Source organism: Pseudobacillus wudalianchiensis (assembly GCF_001685015.1).
Lineage (GTDB): Bacteria > Bacillota > Bacilli > Bacillales > Domibacillaceae > Pseudobacillus > Pseudobacillus wudalianchiensis.
The window spans coordinates 17,999-35,668 of record NZ_MAYT01000009.1 but is presented as its reverse complement, the minus strand read 5'-3'; the positions used below and the strand labels follow the sequence as shown (position 1 = coordinate 35,668).

The window sequence follows — 17,670 nt, the reverse complement described above, 5'->3', positions numbered from 1 at the left end:
ACAACTTCCTGTTAGATGTATGTTAAGAATGTTATTGAAAATTGATAGAAAGGCCAGCCAAAAAGTTGGATACAAATGATTTTGAATACTAAGGGAAAGATGGTTGTTTGTAGTGAATGAGAAAATAATGGAGATTTTCGCGAGAAATATTTTGGCTTCTCTACCAGTGAATAAAAGAAGGCTTTATCAATTTATTGAAGGTATTGAAGATAGTTTAGCCCAACAATCCGAGACGAAGGAACAATTTCTAACCCTTCTCAAAGAGCAATTACCGCACCAGCAGGCAGCCAATCGCTTTAATATGTCGTTAGATGAAACGATGAAATTGATGCACAAAATTGAAGATGAAATAAACGAAAAGCTAGAAAGAAAGCTACAGAATTATAAATGGATTGATTATACAGAACAAGTATATGGTAATCAGGTTGAGGCAATTAAGAATAAACAATGTTTCCTTATTTTTCAATAAGTTGTAAAGGTTGATTTCTCTATCAGAAATCAACCTTTATTTTTATAAAAAGAAATATCTTTAATAATACATTCGTAAGAAACCTCCGTTTGCAAAAGTACACTTTTACGAACGGGTGTTTTTTGTCCAAAAAAAGCTGTTTTTAATGTTCGTTTAAGTTATAAAATTATAAATTACTACCAATGATAAATATTTGTTACTTAAATAGAGGAGGTTTTTGTTTAGAAAGAAAAGTTAGAGTCAACAGTAGACTGCTGGCCCTTTTGTTACACGTCCGGACGAAACTGTTCAGTAATTAAAAATTTTTCACTAAACTAATGGAGCAGTTTAGTTCGATAACAAACTTGATTTTTGCTCTTGGGTTTGAGTCAATAATTTGGACACAAAAAAGTTAAGTCTTAGGCTGTTCTTCTAATTTGATCCTCAATGGCTTGAGGTGTTTGATAGTCAATACTGCTGTGAATTCTCTTTCGGTTATACCAGCCTTCTATAAACTGAAATATGGCCAGCTTTGCAGCTAGATAGTCCGTGTATTGCGTATGATAAACTTCTTCTTTCTTTAATATAGCGTGAAATGACTCTATACAGGCATTATCATAAGGCCAGCCTTTCTGGCTGAAAGATTGCTTGATTCCTTGTTTTTGAGCATGCTGAGTAAACTCACTGCTGGTATATTGTGAGCCAAGATCGGTATGAAGAATTAAGCCCTTTCGGGGCTTTTGAGAAAAACAGGCATTTTGAAGTGCTTCGATCACCAAGTCAGATGTCATAGAACGAGAAAAAGAATAGCCAACGATTTTCTTCGAATGCAGATCCAATACAGAGGCCAAATAGCACCAACCATCTCTTACCGTAGGGATATAGGTAATATCCGCCACCCATTTTTTATTGATTGTGCAGGTAGAGAAGTCTCGCTTTAAAAGGTTGTCCAGCTGCACGACCTTTTCCTTTGAGGGATAGGGACGATACTTCTTCTTGATAATCGAACGGATGCCGGCCTTTTTCATTAGGCGCTGGACGCGCTTTAGGCTTAGGAAAAACCCTCTGTTTAATAAGGTTTTATGAATTTTTGGAGCGCCATAACGAGCCTTACTTTCCAGGTGAATCCGTCGGATTTCCTTCGTGAGTTCCCGGTTTTCTATTGCACGCTTTGAAGTTGTTTTTTCAAGGGAATCATAGTAGCTGCTTCTTGGCACGGCCAGTACTTCGCACATTTTCTGGATAGAGTATTGACCTTTGTGTTCCTCGATAAAATCATTAAGCTCTGCTTCGGTTACTTTTTCGCGAATATGGCCATAGCCTTTTTTAAGATTTCTACTTCCTGTTTTAACCGAAGGTTTTCTTTCTGAATATCCGCTAACTCTTTCGGTATTAGGGCCTCTTTCTCTGAACTGATGGGGGTAAAGTCTTTCACCCATTTATAAATCGTTACTTCTGATACGCCATATTCGCTGCTTAATTCTTTAACTGAGCTGCCGGAATGATATAAATCCACAATTGTTTTCTTAAAGTCATCATTATATTTTTTGCCTGCAGGCTTACGTTCCAATTCGGACACATCCTCTCAAAATAATTGTAAGGACTTAATTAAACTGTGTCCATGAAACTATACTAACTCTAGTATTTTGGGCAGTATATATCTACTTTAGCTATCCTTGATATAATCAAGATTATAAAAACCAATGCCTCTTTAGAGAAGTTCTCAGTGAAACCATTGGTATGAATAAGTCATTAAGATAAAGCACATTTAGCACATACTTATGATGTCTTATTATAACTGTGTTGTGATAAATGAAACTTAAACTAAAGAAGGTGATATGAGTAAGGTAAGATGAATGCACACACAGAATATTTTTTTGTTTTATTTGCCGTCAGCACTCACCACATGTTGAGGCTGTGGTAATGATGGAGCGAAAATGAAAAGTTAAATCAAGGATTGAAGCCGATTATAAATAGGGCAGTTTTATGTGTTTTAGATCTATGATTTTTATCAGATAATAGGGTATAATGGAAGATTGACAAAAATACTTTAATGCACAGAAAGGATAGTAAAATGTCGGAAAGAAAAGATGAAATAATCTTAAGAGGGCTTAAAGAAAATAATCTAAAAAGTATAGACTTAAACATACCTAAAGAAAAAATTGTTGTATTTACTGGTCTTTCGGGATCAGGTAAAAGCTCAGTTGTTTTTGATACGTTAGCAACAGAAAGCAGAAGACAAATGACTTTGAACTATCCTCTCTATGTCAGAAATCAAATGCCAAGGTACGAAAGACCTTACGCCGATCTTATGCAAAACTTAAGTCCGGTGATAGTGGTAGAGCAAAGACCTATAGGAGGCAATTCCCGTTCAACAGTAGGCACCTATATGGATATAGATCCACTAATTAGACTTTTGTTCTCGAGAATAGGACAACCACCGATAGGTTCTGCTAACGATTTTTCTAGTCAAAGTTCCTTTGGTAGATGTCCGGAATGTGGTGGATTTGGGGAAGTGATTGCTCCAGATGTAAATAAGTTGATTGATTTCGATAAGTCGCTTCGGGAATATGCTGTTAAATTTAAGCCTTTATCTCCTTCAGGTTGGCAAGGTAATTGGATGATGACCTGCGGATTATTTGATCCGGACAAACCCTTAAAGGACTACTCAGAAGAAGACCTCCACCTGCTATTATACGGTCCCCGGGAAGGTGAAAGAGCTTATGCGCCGTTTCACACAAAAAATGGACCGCACAATGCAGAGTGGGATGGGTTATTGCCCAGATTTACGCGCGTCTATATAAATAGGGATATCTCAAAACTAAAACAAGTATCCCAAGATGATGTATTAGCAGTGTCAACACATTCATTATGTCCAACATGCCAAGGTTCAGGCCTAAACCCAGAGGTATTAGAATGCAAAATAAATGGCTTAAATATCGCAGAATACGATCAATTAGAACTTCCGGAAATACTTGAAGAACTAAAGAAAATAAAAGACCCTATGGGAGAATCGATAGCCAAACAAGCAATCCCGTATATAAAACAATTAGTCGACATGGGATTAGGGTATTTGAGTCTGACAAGAAAAGTGGGCACCCTTTCCGGAGGTGAAGCTCAACGTGTAAAAATTGCCCGCCATTTAGGGAGCAGTTTAAATAATATTACCTACATTTTCGATGAACCAAGTGCGGGGCTCCATCCGGAAGAAGTGAATATGTTAATTCAAATGCTAAAAAGGATAAGAGAGCAGCATAATACCGTAATCGTAATCGAACATAATCTATCTGTAATAAAAGTAGCTGATGAAGTAATAGAGATGGGTCCAGGTGCAGGGGTGAATGGAGGAAAAGTTGTCTACCAAGGACAATTAGAAGGATTAAAAAACTCTCCAACAGCAAACGCCTTGAAGCATAAACTAAATATAAACAAAACCACAAGGGATGGTAAAGGATATTTTACAATAAGAGAAGCAAAGAACAACAATTTGAAAGATGTGAATGTAGATATCCCTAAAGAAGTCTTAGTCACTGTCTGCGGGATATCTGGTTCAGGCAAAAGCTCCTTAATTTTAGAAGCATTCAAGGAAAGATATCCAGAATCCATAACGGTAGGACAAGGTGGTATCGGAATTTCCAACCGTTCCACCATGGCTACATATATGGGAATAATGGATGACATTCGCGCAGCATTTGCAAAAGCAACGGGACAGCCGGCAGGTTTGTTCAGTTTTAACTCCTTAGGAGCATGTCCTGTCTGTAAGGGAAAAGGAGTTCTTACACCTGAGGTAGCATTTGCAGATCCAGTGACAATTCCATGCGAAGCATGCGGTGGTACGAGATACTCAGACGAAGCACTGTCATATCGGTATCAGAATAAAAATATTATTGAGATATTACAGTTAACAATAGATGAAGCTGCCGATTATTTTATACAGCAAAAAATCCTAAACAGAGTGAATACGCTAAGGAACGTAGGGTTAGGTTATTTGACCTTAGGACAGACGACAAGTTCTTTGAGCGGAGGAGAAACCCAACGTCTAAAACTCGCGAACCAATTACAAAAGGAAGGCCAAATCTACTTGTTAGACGAACCATCCTTAGGATTACACGCAGAAGATGATGAAAAACTTTTGGATGTATTTCAAAAGCTTGTGAACAGAGGCAACTCTGTCATAGTAATCGAACACAATTTAGACTTTATAGCGGCGAGCGACTGGATAATAGAAATGGGTCCGGGGGGAGGAAAACAAGGCGGTGGGCAAATTATATTCGAAGGCACACCGGAAGAAATGCTAAACGCAGAGACAGTGACTGCGAAATGGTTAAAGGATGGAGTTAGAAAAGATCTCGCTTAAAGTGTGGAGTTATCTTTTCATGTTTCAAAGTCCCATGTTATCACAGTAGAAAAAATCCAGTTATCCTATGGATATTGAAAAGATGAAGAAAGAGAAAAAGATGTCTGCAGGCATCCAAATAAGGTAGGTAAAATATCTTAATAACATTGTGGAACAAGATAATCGTTTTTTAAACAGAGAGAGTTCGTAAGATGTTAGGATTGAAATCTTTCCATACAGCTAAATCTATTCTTTCGGGAATAGAGGCGATGCATATCATTAAAAAGGATAGATTGCTTTACGGGACGAGTCTGTCTACCATCAATTAAAATTCATTAATCATAATTTTATCGAAAAACATATTGTGCAGAATTCAAAATTAATATAAATATAACCATCAACTAAGAGATAACTTTTACATCGAACAACTATAAATAGTGACTCATTAATATAACGGACAATTTTGCATCGAGTAATACGTTTTCTACGTAAAATTAAATTTCGATGCAAAATTAGGGCTCTCTCAGCATCACCAAAAGTGACCACTATTTAGAATAACTTCACTTTATATAGACGCGAAATGCATTTTCTCTTGGTTCGCACGTTCCAAATACATATTGGTGGTAGAGATATTGGAGCGTGCAGACCAACCTTTAAAGACAGCCATCGATACGTCATTTTTTAGCATCAGCGGACGAAATCAATGGGTCTGATTTTTGAATTCTTCCCGGCTAGTTCCACCGCTTCTTTTACATTCTTATAAAGAGCTACATACGTTAATCTCTTCTTTTTTTGACGAGTTTCTTCTATTATATTATATATAGTCTCCTAATATGCCATTTTTCCAGTCGTGAATAGCGTGCTGTTCACGTTCGAATATTTTCTCCAGATAAATCATGGTTGTTTCGATTTTTTCATGCCCTAGGCTTCGCATAATTTATAAATATCTGCGCCAGCTCTTCTTGATATAATGGCAAAACTGTGCCGAAATGTGTGGGCTGTGATCCGGCAGCTCCGATTCTGCAAAAAGGAAAGACCTGTCCGTTCAATCGCCTTCCCTAAATATTGAGAGAGATAAGAGGGAGAAAAAGCATTTCCGGTACTTGTAGGGAAGAGGGGCGAATCATCGCTCTCTGAAAAATGGGTATCCAAGAGTCTTGCTTCTCTATAACGACGACTACTTTCCACCACTTTTGGTTTCAGAGGAATAGAACGGTGCTTGTTGCCTTTTCCCCACACAGACAGGTAATACTCTCCGAACAGGCTGTCATATTTCACGTCAGAAACCTTGAATTTACATAACTCTTCATTACGTAAACCGGTTGCTACCAGTATATGCATAAGGCCGAAAATAACCGAGTGATTCTCCTGTTTAAAATAATCCAGCAGCTGGACGACCTCGTTTGGCCCTAAGTCTCGATTGGGCCGGTCTTCTTTTCGGACCGTGGCACTGAGCAATCCCTCGTGGACGGCTTCCTTAATATAGCCCGACCGGTGAAGGAAAGAGAAGAAGCTTTTCCAAATGACTGTTTTCCGGGCAACGGTTGCAGGGGAATAAGGTCCTTTTTCTATAACGTGAGGGCACCGCTCCACTACCCACGCTTGATATCTCCTTAAATGTCGCTTGCTTAAACTTTTGAACAAGGACCCTTCAATAATTCTGTCGATATCAAGATCCATTTCATCTGCATATCGAAGCATGTGTTCGACCATCATAGTAAGTTCCCGCTGATACTCCTTGATCGTTCTCTCAGATTTGTTTTTCTTTTGATCGATGTTTGTTTGCTGATACAAAAAGTAAGCCAGCATATCCCTATCATCAAATTGGGAAAAAGGCGCTTCTCCCTGTTTTTCCGACTGTTCCTTTATCTGAAGCAATAAAGAGTAGTCCATATCTTCAGTGTTCTTGAAAAGAGTCAATTTATTTTCAGGCATAGATAATGGTTTCATTATGTATTTTTTCCTCTTTTCGTTTTTATTTACTTTATTTTAAAATATAAATTTTTTATCCATCTATAATTATAATCCTGTTTTACTAATGATTCAAAAAAATCAATATTCCAATACATATAAAAAATATCTTCTTTGTTTATTTATTTAATATTATAGTTATTATTTTATTTTTATATTTAACGTTTTAATAAAATAAATAATAATTTATTGTTTTTAACTATATGAATTGAAAAGAACAATATTAAAAATTATAGTGTAAAGAAAGAAATATAAATAAGCAAATAAAAAAGAACAGTTTTTTGTTTAAAATGAAAAAAGTACCTTAGAAGAAAGAGCTCCAACTATACATAGAAGAGAAAATTTGTGAGACACGCTCTGGGAACAAATGAGGAAAGAGGGATAAGAATGACCGAAGAAAAAAATATTATACGACCGAGGAAGCGGCGAAACTTCTCAATAAGTCAAAGGCCACAATCTATAACTATATCCAAAAAGGCATATTAGTCTCGCTTCCAGACCATAAATGGAGAATGCTGAACACACGGGTGTTCCCAAAAGAACAAGTGGAGGAACTGGCAAGAAAACAGGAGAAAAAATTAGGACTCACCACAACAGAGGCTGCGAAATTCCTAGGCGTTTCCCGCTCTACGCTGCATAAGCTGGTGAAGGAGGGAACCATTCCAGCCATACAAGGAACGTACCGTGGCCGACAGATTTTTTATATTAACCCGATAGATCTCGAGCAGTTCGCAGGCGAAAATGCTGCTTATCTTCAATCCGAGCGTTTAAAAAGGAGGGACTATTATGATAAGGAGAGAAATATCGCTTTCTTCCAGAAGTTCTCGACAAAAGAGGGAAGAGAGGCTCGGCTGGTATTCGATTCAGGTGGCAGATGGCATTCTTGTTTCCCGACACGCATGAAATCAAATCTTATGAGGAAGGAGTTTTCAAAGAAGAACTGAAGCCGTCTTATGAACTGAATTATGGAAAACCGAACACGGGCCCGGGATTTCTAAAAATGGTTTTGCCGGCTAAACATCCGTTAACGATGGAGTTTTTTGATATTGTCTACCAACAATATGAACTTTCAAATCTACTACTTCATTTCACCCCAACTGATTACGATGCTTTGAATGAAGTGGAAATCCATATAAAGAAGACCGTACTAAAAGAAGTGCCCGAGCACCTCTTCCGCTTCCTAGACAGATATGTAGCAAAAGGGTCCCTTCAATATGACAAAGAAGGATACCTTTTTATCGAGACAGATATGGAAACCCTCACTATTTCGCTCTCGAAAAACCTGAAAGAAAAGATTAAAAAGGAAGCAGAAGGGGAAGGAATCAGCATGCAGGAGGTTATATTGCGCATCCTTGCAGAAAGGAATTGGGAAGAGTAATTTTTGGCGGAGGGAAAAATTAATATGTGATTTGAGGCCTTGGTCTTGTCATTTTTTCCTTCCATACCCGTTTTCAACTTAAGGGTGTTTTTTATTTGTCTCACTTTATGGGGTTAGTCCCGTCCCAAAAGGAGATAGCTTTTTTATATTTATAATGCAAAATAACGCTTAAAGTGACACCTTATTATTCGCATTTCCAAGTCTCCAATAGATTAATAATAAAATAATTTTATATTTTTATGGCTTAAGTTGGTTTTAAAATTTTATTTTTATTCAAACAAAATTCTTGTAGTACCTGTCACCTCATGAATTTTATCGAACTGACATCACTCCGACACTTTGTATGAATTTTACTGGAATTTCTTTAGCGTTTTGTACGTTTAGAATTATCAGATAATTCTGGTAAGATAGAATAAAGAAGGGAGGGTGACTGGCCAGACTTAATAGGATGTAAAACTGTAATAAACAATGAAAGACTTTACTCCTTTTTGTTACAATGGAATGGCTTAAGTTGTTGATAAAGGAGTGTCCATCTTGTTTAGCAGATTACATGAACTAACACAATTTACCGTATTTCACTATTTTGCTGAAGTATCTAAAATAAGACGACGATCTGGTCAGGAAAAAGAAATAAGTGATTTTTTGGTTCAGTTTGCAAAAGATCATCATTTAGAAGTCATCCAAGATCAGGCATTAAATATTACGATCAAAAAGCAGGCCACATCAGGATATGAACAGGCCCCTACTGTCATTATTCAAGGTCCAATGGACATGATTGAGGACAAAAATGAGGATGCCGAACATGACTTTGCAAAAGACCCTCTCCAATTAAGAATTGAAGGGGACATGCTCTATGCAACAGAAACGACACTAGGTGCAAATAGCGGGATTGCTCTCGCCTACTCTCTTTCATTATTGAGCTCTAATCGAATCCCTCATCCAAATCTAGAAGTGATCCTTACAACAGAAGGTAGATTGACAATGAAAGGTGCCCGTGAATTAGACATCTCCCATCTGAACGGAACCATATTAATCAATCTGGACTCAGATGAATTTGGAAAACTGCTGGTCAGTGGTTCAGGCGGGATTGCTAGCACGTTTACGGTCCCAATTATTTGGAATGAAGCGGCCAAAAATAAAATTCTCTGTCGAATTCATATTGGTGGATTAAAAGGCGGCCACTCGGGTCTTTGTATCAATCAAGGTCGAGGGAATTCTATCAAGCTTTTGGGACGTATTTTACAAAGGTTATCCGCAAAAATGGATTTTTCCCTAGCAGGGTTGGCCGGTGGTACAAAAGATACTTCCATTCCGCGAGAGGCCGAAGCATTCGTTCTAATTCAGGCCGAAAAAATTGGTCAGTTAGAGGCTGAAGTGGAGCAATGGAACCAAATCTTTAAGAATGAATTAAGGCACTCCGATGGACAAGTTTTTGCACAAGTTACAAAGGAAGAAGAAGTTTTCCTGAAAGTATTTTCAAAGGAAACAACTGAAAAATTAATAGCTGCATTGCTCTTATTACCAAGCGGTGTAGAAAATATGAGCTTGGATTTCCCTGGCTTAGTAGAGAGTTCCGCTAGCTTGGGTGTAGTAAACACTTATGCTACAGCCATTACCTTCGAAAGTTTCATTCGAAGTTCTGAAAAAAGTTTAAAAGATAAAATGATCAATGAAATGAAAATACTTGCAAATGTTCTCGGAAGTGAAGTGACATTTGGATATGATTATCCAGAATGGCCGTATAACCCTGATTCTAAAATCAAATCCCTTTTTGAGATGGTTTATAAGGAAAAATACGGCGAAAATATCGAGTCGATTGCAATTCATGCCGGGCTTGAATGCGGTTTATTTTTAGAAAAGATGGACTTTGATGCTATATCTATTGGCCCTGATGTTTATAACAGTCATACACCCAATGAACATTTAAGCATCTCGTCCACCTTAAAAACGTGGGAATATCTTTTAGCTGTGTTAAAAGAAATTCATGCGATTGAGCTCATAGGCCCGCAAAGCAAGTTCAATACAGATCCGCCGCTCTGGATTGGTTAAATCGCCCAGTAACTCTTCTAGTTTTTCGAGACGATAATACAAGGTTTGGCGATGGATAAAAAGCTCCTTGGCTGTTTTCTGCTTCGAACTATTATTATTTAGATATACCTTGAGGGTTTCAAGCAGCTGCTGTCCATGCTCTTTGTCGTAATGGATAACCTTGCCCAAATAATCATTGATGAATGAAGGGATAGTTCGCTCATCTTTCATGTTTAGTAAGATACGAAAAATTCCAATATTCTCATAAAACGGATCCGATATGGATTTTGTAATGTTGGCAATTTCAATAACTTGCTTCGCTTCTTGAAAGCCTTGATATGCATGAGCTAGTAAATGAGCCGGATTACTTATCCCGATAAAGATTTTCTGATTCTCCAATAAATTTGTAATCGCTTTCCTTAATTGAAATATTGCCACGCCAATACGCTCCTGTATAGGCGGCAATTGTTTATGGTCAATTTGCGTTTGATAAACAAGGAAGTACACGCGGTTCCCCAAGGGAAGAATAACCGTTTGAAAGGAATGGCGCTTCATCATATTTCGGGTCATAACAACTATACTTTGTTGCATGGAGCCTAAATCATCATAGTTGGTATATAGCCCTGGAAACCCTAATTCCATTACACCACAGTAAAAGCAAAAATCACGTATACCATTTGGATTTAAACCAAGTTTTGTCCGAAGCATCTCCTCCCCTTGGATTCGGTTATTCAAAATATCGTTTAAAAGAACATTTTGTTCGTAAAAATTTCTCTCTTCGGTGAATAGCCTACGTAATAAATTTTGGGCGATGGCAGTGACAGTATAATCTAATGATAAAGGGAAAAATTCATCTACTTCCGTTTCAGCCAGCAATATACCGACGTATGCGAAATGCCGCCCCATTGCAATGACTGGTTGAAAAAGTAAGATGTTTTCCGTATCAACTATTTCTTGCACCTGTTCTGTAGAATCAATAGAACATTTCTTTATTTGCATTTTAAATATTTCTAAACATTCTTTTTGAACAGATGGATTTATCTGTGGAAAAAAAATAGGGTCACTGTCAATAGGATAATAGATTACGTTTAATGAAATCGTTTGATGAAAAGTCTGCAGAATGGTACTGATACTTTTGGATTGAAGATTTAACTGCGATAATTTTTTATGAAATGTTTCTAATTCTTTTAAGGCCCTAGCTTTGGAATTAATTATTAATGCATGGATATCACGCGTAATCTCTACAAATTTAACTTTTTTTGTAAAAATAATTAGAGGAAAATTATGTTTTTCTGCTAATTCAATCATTTCTACCGGAATTGACGAAAAGTTCGCCCCTATCTCTATACAGAGGGCGGAAGCATTTTGCCAAATTAATTTATTAAGGAAAGATAAACAAGTATTTAATTCGCCGTTATAAAACATGCCTGTTGTTAGAATTATTTCATTTCCATCAACAAGGTTTTGATTTTCATTAGTTTCAAGAATATGAACCCATTTTACTAGGCGATTTAAACCATTTACACCTGCGATAACTTTCGCCTCGTTGAAGTGGGGTCGTTTAATAAGATCACTAACAGTAAATTTTCGTTCAGACATTATGATTATCTCCAATTAAAACAATATATTATTAACTAGACACTTTGTATATGATTTATATTTTATCACAGCCAGCGTTCACTTTTGGTAACAAACTCCGTTTGTTACTAATTTATTGAACATTCTGGTTTAATAGGGGTTGAGTGATTTTGAAAAGAGCTATTTTATTGGAACCACAAAAACAGGTAACCAAAAAGAAATTTAATCTTAAAATGCCACATAGTTATGTCTTCATGGGACTGATCATTCTCTTAACCACCCTTCTTACCTATATCATTCCGGCAGGTGAATTTGATCGGGTGGAGGATCCTGTTACAAAAAGATCATTAGTTGTACCTGATTCCTTTCATCCTGTTCACCAATCACCGGTTGGATTTTTTAATATGTTTATTAGTATTCAAAAAGGGATGCTGAATGGAGCGGAAATCATTTTTTATCTTTTTTTCGCTTATGGTTTTATCTTTATCCTGACAAAAACAGGGGTATTTAATAGCGGAATAGGCGCACTAGTTAGAAAAATGAAAGGAAAAGAGAGCCTGATTATTCCTGTATTTATGCTTGTCTTTGGAGCGATGGGTGCAGGGTTCGGGATGTATGAAGAAAGTTATGGATACATTCCAATTATGATGGGAATTACCGTTGCGCTTGGCTACGATGCTTTGGTTGGTGTTGCAATTGTTTACGTCAGTATCACTACCGGTTTTGCAGCTGCCATTACAAACCCTTTTACCGTTGGAATTGCTCAGGGCATTGCAGGCATCCCGCTCTTTTCCGGTATTGTATTTCGTATCATTGCTTTTATTGTCTTTATGGCTATTTCGATTTTCTTCGTTATGCGCTATGCGAAAATGGTTAAAACAAATCCTGAAAAGAGTATTGTAAAAGATGTGGAATTCCCTTTTCTTTCAGGTATTCTACAAGGTGGACTTACGGATACGAAATTCAGCGTTACGCATAAAATCAGTTTGGTTTTGTTTGCATGTACAATTATTACCTTAGTTACAGGGACAATTAAATTTGGATGGTATCTACCAGAATTATCAGGTGTTTTTATTATCATGATGATTGTCATTGGTTTAGTAAACAAATTATCTCTTGGACAAATTGCAGATACTTTTATAGAAGCCTGCAGGAACATGGTATACGCCGCTCTTATTATTGGGATGGCAAATGCAATCCTCGTCATTTTAGAAGATGGGCATATCATCGATACTGTGGTCTATTACATGGCCAATGCTATTAAGGATTTGCCTACTTACGCTGCAGCAAGCGGGATGATTATCGTTCAAACTATGCTTAATTTTTTTGTACCATCTGGAAGTGCTGCAGCAATGATTTCAATGCCGATTATGACACCTTTATCCGATCTTATCGGAATCAATCGTCAAATTGCTGTTCTCGCATTCTCGTTTGGTGACGGATTTGCAAACATGCTTTGGCCTGCCACTGTTGTGGTAATCTGTGGAATAGCCGGCATTCCTGTTGACCGTTGGTATAAATTTTTATGGCCGCTCTTTATTACCATCATAGCCGTGGAGATTATCTTTATCATCATCGCAGTTGCGATTAATTATGGACCGTAATTCTAAATTGAAAGGTTGATTCCTATGTATAATCGTTTAGAAGATTTAATACAGCATCCAGTATTTCATTATTTTTCAGAAATTTCAAAGATTCCTAGATGTTCTGGAAACGAGAAAGCAATAAGTGATTATTTGGTTCAGTTTGGAAAAGAACGTAATTTAGAGGTAAAACAGGATGAAGCGTTAAATGTAATCATCAAAAAGCCAGCCAGTCCAGGATATGAAAATGTACCACCTGTGATTATCCAAGGACATATGGATATGGTTTGTGAAAAAAATAAGGGGACCATTCATGATTTTAGAAAGGATCCCATTCAGTTAAGAGTTATTGAAGAAATGCTTTATGCAACGAATACAACTTTAGGGGCTGACAATGGAATTGCAGTGGCCTATGCCCTTGCATTGTTGGATTCAAAGGAAGTTCCTCACCCATCCCTCGAGGTTGTCATCACTACCGAGGAAGAAACGACTATGGGGGGAGCTTTAGCTTTAAATCCTGCTGACTTTGAAGGTAAAATTCTGATTAATCTAGATTCAGAAGAAGATCATAAGTTATTGGTGAGCAGTGCTGGCGGAATAAAGGCAACAATGATCCTTCCAATCATTTGGGATGATGCTCCAAAGAACGTATCGGCTTATTGTATTGGTGTTAGAGGACTAAAAGGCGGTCATTCCGGGATTTCAATTAATAAGGGAAGGGGCAATTCCAATAAGATCATGGGGAGAATATTAGAAGATCTATCAGGAGAATTCCCTTATTTTCTGCAGCAAATAAATGGTGGATCAGCAACGAATGCCATTCCCCGTGAAACAGATGCAATTATTTTAGTTTCTAGGGATAGTATTAAGAAATTAGAAAGTAAAATAGACGAATGGAATGATATTTTACGAAATGAGCTAAAAACCTCCGATCCGGAGGTACATATTTGCCTAGACAGCGTGAAACATGACCTTTCTAAAGTTTTTTCAGAGGAAACAAAACAGAAGGCCATTACCTCGCTGATGTTAATTCCAAACGGTATTCAAAGTATGAGTATGGAAATGGAGGGGTTGGTGGAAAGTTCGACCAATTTGGGGGTAATTACCACATTTGAAACAGAACTGCATTTTGAAAGTGATTCAAGAAGTTCGATAAAAAGTTTAAAGGATGCTTTAGTCAAGAAGGCTCGCTTAATTGCAGAAACTCTTGGATGCAAATTATTTACTGATAGTGAGTATCCGGAGTGGCCCTATAATCCTGATTCAAAGATTCGTAAAGTATTTGAAAAGGTATTTAAGGAGAAACATGGTACAGATATTGAGATTATTGCCGTGCATGCCGGGATCGAGTGCGGCATATTGATTGATAAAATCCCAGGATTAGACGCGATTTCGATTGGACCAGATATGTATAATGTTCATACGCCAAATGAACACTTAAGCATACCTTCAACAATCAATAATTGGGAATACTTCCTCTCCGTATTAAAAGAAATGAAATTTTTTGATCGGTAGGAATGTTACGATTTTAAACAAACTTTGGGTGGTGACACAGGTACCACTCTTTTCTATCTCGCCCGGCGGACGGTCATTCACATACATAAGCCGCCTAGTTCCTGTACGGTACTCTTCCTCAACCTATAAATGCTCAGCCGCATCCTTTGGTGCCGTAATGGAGTGAGTCCAAGATAAGTAAAAAAGTGCCATACAGATGTAAAAAAATAGAGAGAGGGCACAAAGCCCTCATTAAGCTATTTTAAACTCTAAACCTAGCTTTCTGACTAAAGGTTGAGGTGGTTCTTCTAAATCAATAATGTAATCGCCAAATCGTTTAATATGTTCCGTAAGATAAGGGATAAGTGGATCCTACCGACTAAAAGCACAGGCGAGGAAAGCTCCAAGTTAATAATCTTCACCTGGGGCGTGATTGAATAGAGTTAGCGATTTTATTTCGAAACGATATTCAGAAAGTTAAAATTAATATGTATTGATGTATCCCACCATGTGGGCTATTTTTACCTATAATTTTTTGGGGGATGATGAACATGCTAGAAACACTATTTAATCGTTTAGAAGAGATCTATCCTAAAATGGTAGAGATCCGCAGGGAATTGCATATGAACCCAGAGCTATCTTTCCAGGAGGTTCAAACCCCTAAATATATTTCGAAATTTCTACAGGAATTAGGTCTGGATGTGAAGACAGGAGTAGGGGGAAGGGGTGTGGTTGCTAAATTAACAGGCGGGCATCCGGGAAAGACCGTTGCGATTCGAGCCGACTTTGATGCACTTCCTATACAAGAGCAAACGGATTTACCTTTCCAGTCAAAAATTTCTGGTATTATGCATGCATGTGGTCATGATGCACATACAGCTATTGCTTTGGGTCTTGCCAAAGTATTTACTGAAAAAAGGGATCAACTCAAGGGAAACATTGTGTTTATTCATCAGCATGCGGAAGAAGTTCTTCCCGGCGGCGCAAAAGCGATGATTGAAGACGGTTGTTTAGACGGAGTCGATGTAATATTCGCGACACATATGGAAAATGATTATCCAGTAGGGACAATTGGCTATCGGAGCGGCTATATTATGTCTTGTGCAGATGAATTTTATATTGAGGTCTTGGGAAAAGGCGGTCATGCACAAGCACCTCATCATACGAAAGATGCTTTAGTTGTTGGGGCACAGCTAGTTTGCAATTTACAGCATATTGTGTCCAGACGCGTAAATCCATTAAAATCCGCCGTCGTTTCCGTTGGATCTTTTCATTCTGGAACAGCCACGAATATTGTAAATGGAGAGGCTAAAATAACTGGGGAAGTCCGAGCCTTTGAAGAAGAGATCCGTACAGATTTGGAAAAAATAATCGAGGAAATCACTTCAACTACGTGCCAAGCTGCAAGGTCAACCTATACTTATACTTATCTTCGTGGTTATCCGTCTACATATAATCACCCAGACATTACAAAATTATTAGTTGATTCTGCTAAGGAAGTAATTGATGAAAAGAACATTAAAGAATTAGAACCGATGATGGGTGCTGAAGACTTCGCTTATTATACTCAAAAGATTCCAGGTACTTATTTCTTTACCGGTTCAGCCAATCCTGAGGATGAAATCGTTTATCCTTATCATCACCCCAAATTTAAAATTGACGAACGTGCAATACTTGTCGCATCAAAAGTATTAGCAGCAGCCACGATTCAATATTTGCATGGTGAAAAATAACAAAACTACTTAGGATTTCGGGCATGGCATTGGTTCCGAACAGATAAGAAAAGAGATAATTTATTTGAAGAACTCATTCTAGGAGATAATACAACAGGGAGTGCTCTTAGCTGGAGTCTCAGACTTTTAAAGTATTTTCCCGATTCTCAATTAGACTGCATTATAAGGATATTACTAAGAAAAGATTCGATTCCTTTTGCGGAGGACTTTCTAAATAATCTGGGGAAATTTGTTGGATTCCGAGCGATGCGGCTCAATTATAAAAATGAACGGCTATTAGCGGCGAAGCTGATCGATGATATTACATCCGAACTTTCGGAATTCCGATTACTTAATGACCAACAGAATTTAGTCGATTTTTTTACTGGGGTCGCATTCGGTTTGAAAGAAGCTGCCTTTGCTTCTACACTGGCCTATGAATATGGGAATTGATTACTTCGTATTGGGAAGAGATCAAAGAGAGTGAATACTATTGTGATAAAAATTTAGTTTTTTTTCCATGCATTGGATAGTAAACCCTAAAAAAGAAATGAAAATGAGTGATCTTTTGATTTGGTGGCAGTCGATTTATCAAATGATGAAAAGAGTAGTAGTCGAAGGCTCGCGCCAAGAAGTATACACTTTAGTCTTTGCTATGAGTCGAAACAAAATAGAGATGATTAAGTCAAAAGATGCTATTGAACTCATTGACTTACTTATCCAAAGAATTCTTACTAATCCAAGCGATTTAGATGTTACAGCACCCAAAAAAAATGAATGGCATTCATGGAGAAGCATTTCTGGTGATGCAGCTGGAGTTATTCAACATATTGCCTCTAGGCCAGGATTAACGAGAGTTGAAAGAGAACAATGCTATGTTCTTCTTAATATGTTAGCTAGTCAACCAATCCACTCAGCAGAAGCGGAAAGGTTAATCATTCATTTACAGGTCGATATAGAGTAAGGTCTCACACAATTTATTGTTTTACAATAGACTGTTACTATTTTTGAACCAGCTGTCCTGTAAAAAACAATTAATCTATTAAATTGGCGTTCCTGGTGCTACTTTTTTTGCTGTTGTATTAGTTAAGGATGATTCCATTTTTTAAGAACAGGAAAAAATAGGTCACTATGATTCATAG

At 37.4% G+C, this 17,670-nt stretch carries 13 protein-coding genes and 2 pseudogenes; 12 read left to right on the top strand and 3 right to left on the bottom strand.

Annotated elements, in window-relative coordinates:
* The first annotated feature begins 112 nt into the window (after positions 1–112).
* A complete protein-coding gene (locus A8F95_RS07765) occupies positions 113–469 on the top strand; it encodes a hypothetical protein (protein ID WP_065410016.1) in 357 nt (118 codons plus the stop codon).
* 398 nt (positions 470–867) lie between these two features.
* Here A8F95_RS07765 and A8F95_RS07760 read toward each other — a convergent pair.
* Positions 868–2,018 (bottom strand): IS3 family transposase gene (locus A8F95_RS07760; RefSeq protein WP_095407457.1). Its coding sequence is split into 2 segments (ribosomal slippage): positions 868–1,781 and positions 1,781–2,018, totalling 1,152 coding nucleotides; the frame shifts between segments, so codons are not numbered across the junction.
* Positions 2,019–2,522: 504 nt separating this feature from the next.
* Between A8F95_RS07760 and A8F95_RS07750 the strand changes: the two genes are divergently transcribed.
* Positions 2,523–4,805 (top strand): ATP-binding cassette domain-containing protein, encoded by a 2,283-nt coding sequence (locus tag A8F95_RS07750; RefSeq protein WP_065410000.1) that lies wholly within the window; start codon positions 2,523–2,525, stop codon positions 4,803–4,805.
* A gap of 12 nt (positions 4,806–4,817) precedes the next feature.
* Positions 4,818–5,172 (top strand): annotated as a pseudogene (locus A8F95_RS21660) (DDE-type integrase/transposase/recombinase); the annotation flags it as partial.
* Positions 5,173–5,705: 533 nt separating this feature from the next.
* Here the strand turns inward: A8F95_RS21660 and A8F95_RS07745 are convergent.
* Positions 5,706–6,734 (bottom strand): tyrosine-type recombinase/integrase, encoded by a 1,029-nt coding sequence (locus A8F95_RS07745; RefSeq protein WP_245671199.1) that lies wholly within the window; start codon positions 6,732–6,734, stop codon positions 5,706–5,708.
* A gap of 428 nt (positions 6,735–7,162) precedes the next feature.
* Here A8F95_RS07745 and A8F95_RS23200 point away from each other — a divergent pair.
* The 4 genes and pseudogenes from A8F95_RS23200 to pepD form a co-directional block, all read left to right on the top strand.
* Positions 7,163–7,312: pseudogene (locus A8F95_RS23200) on the top strand (helix-turn-helix domain-containing protein); the annotation flags it as partial.
* Complete coding sequence (locus A8F95_RS07740; RefSeq protein WP_281181753.1) at positions 7,301–7,699, top strand: helix-turn-helix domain-containing protein; 399 nt, start codon at positions 7,301–7,303, stop codon at positions 7,697–7,699. The pseudogene A8F95_RS23200 and the gene A8F95_RS07740, both read left to right, overlap by 12 nt.
* On the top strand, positions 7,630–8,133 hold the full coding sequence (locus A8F95_RS07735) for a ribbon-helix-helix domain-containing protein (RefSeq protein WP_141676240.1): 504 nt from the start codon (positions 7,630–7,632) through the stop codon (positions 8,131–8,133). The genes A8F95_RS07740 and A8F95_RS07735 overlap by 70 nt, the downstream gene beginning before the upstream one ends.
* 534 nt (positions 8,134–8,667) lie before the next feature.
* Positions 8,668–10,182 (top strand): beta-Ala-His dipeptidase, encoded by a 1,515-nt coding sequence (gene pepD / locus A8F95_RS07730; protein WP_065409997.1) that lies wholly within the window; start codon positions 8,668–8,670, stop codon positions 10,180–10,182.
* Here the strand turns inward: pepD and A8F95_RS07725 are convergent.
* Positions 10,105–11,760 (bottom strand): PucR family transcriptional regulator, encoded by a 1,656-nt coding sequence (locus A8F95_RS07725; protein WP_065409996.1) that lies wholly within the window; start codon positions 11,758–11,760, stop codon positions 10,105–10,107. The genes pepD and A8F95_RS07725 overlap by 78 nt on opposite strands.
* Before the next feature lie 212 nt (positions 11,761–11,972).
* Here A8F95_RS07725 and A8F95_RS07720 point away from each other — a divergent pair, with 212 nt between their 5' ends.
* The 5 genes from A8F95_RS07720 (at position 11,973) to A8F95_RS07700 (ending at position 17,492) form a co-directional block, all read left to right on the top strand.
* Positions 11,973–13,343 (top strand): YfcC family protein, encoded by a 1,371-nt coding sequence (locus A8F95_RS07720; protein ID WP_065410015.1) that lies wholly within the window; start codon positions 11,973–11,975, stop codon positions 13,341–13,343.
* A 24-nt stretch (positions 13,344–13,367) separates the two neighbouring features.
* The gene (locus A8F95_RS07715) at positions 13,368–14,837 is read left to right on the top strand and encodes an aminoacyl-histidine dipeptidase (RefSeq protein WP_065409995.1); all 1,470 of its coding nucleotides are present in this window, start codon (positions 13,368–13,370) and stop codon (positions 14,835–14,837) included.
* A gap of 530 nt (positions 14,838–15,367) precedes the next feature.
* Entirely contained in the window at positions 15,368–16,549 is a 1,182-nt protein-coding gene (locus A8F95_RS07710) for a M20 metallopeptidase family protein (protein ID WP_065409994.1), read from the top strand.
* A 246-nt stretch (positions 16,550–16,795) separates the two neighbouring features.
* Positions 16,796–16,981: a hypothetical protein gene (locus tag A8F95_RS07705; RefSeq protein ID WP_065409993.1), complete on the top strand. Its 186-nt coding sequence runs from the start codon at positions 16,796–16,798 to the stop codon at positions 16,979–16,981.
* 67 nt (positions 16,982–17,048) lie between these two features.
* On the top strand, positions 17,049–17,492 hold the full coding sequence (locus tag A8F95_RS07700) for a hypothetical protein (RefSeq protein ID WP_141676239.1): 444 nt from the start codon (positions 17,049–17,051) through the stop codon (positions 17,490–17,492).
* The last annotated feature ends 178 nt before the right edge of the window (positions 17,493–17,670 follow it).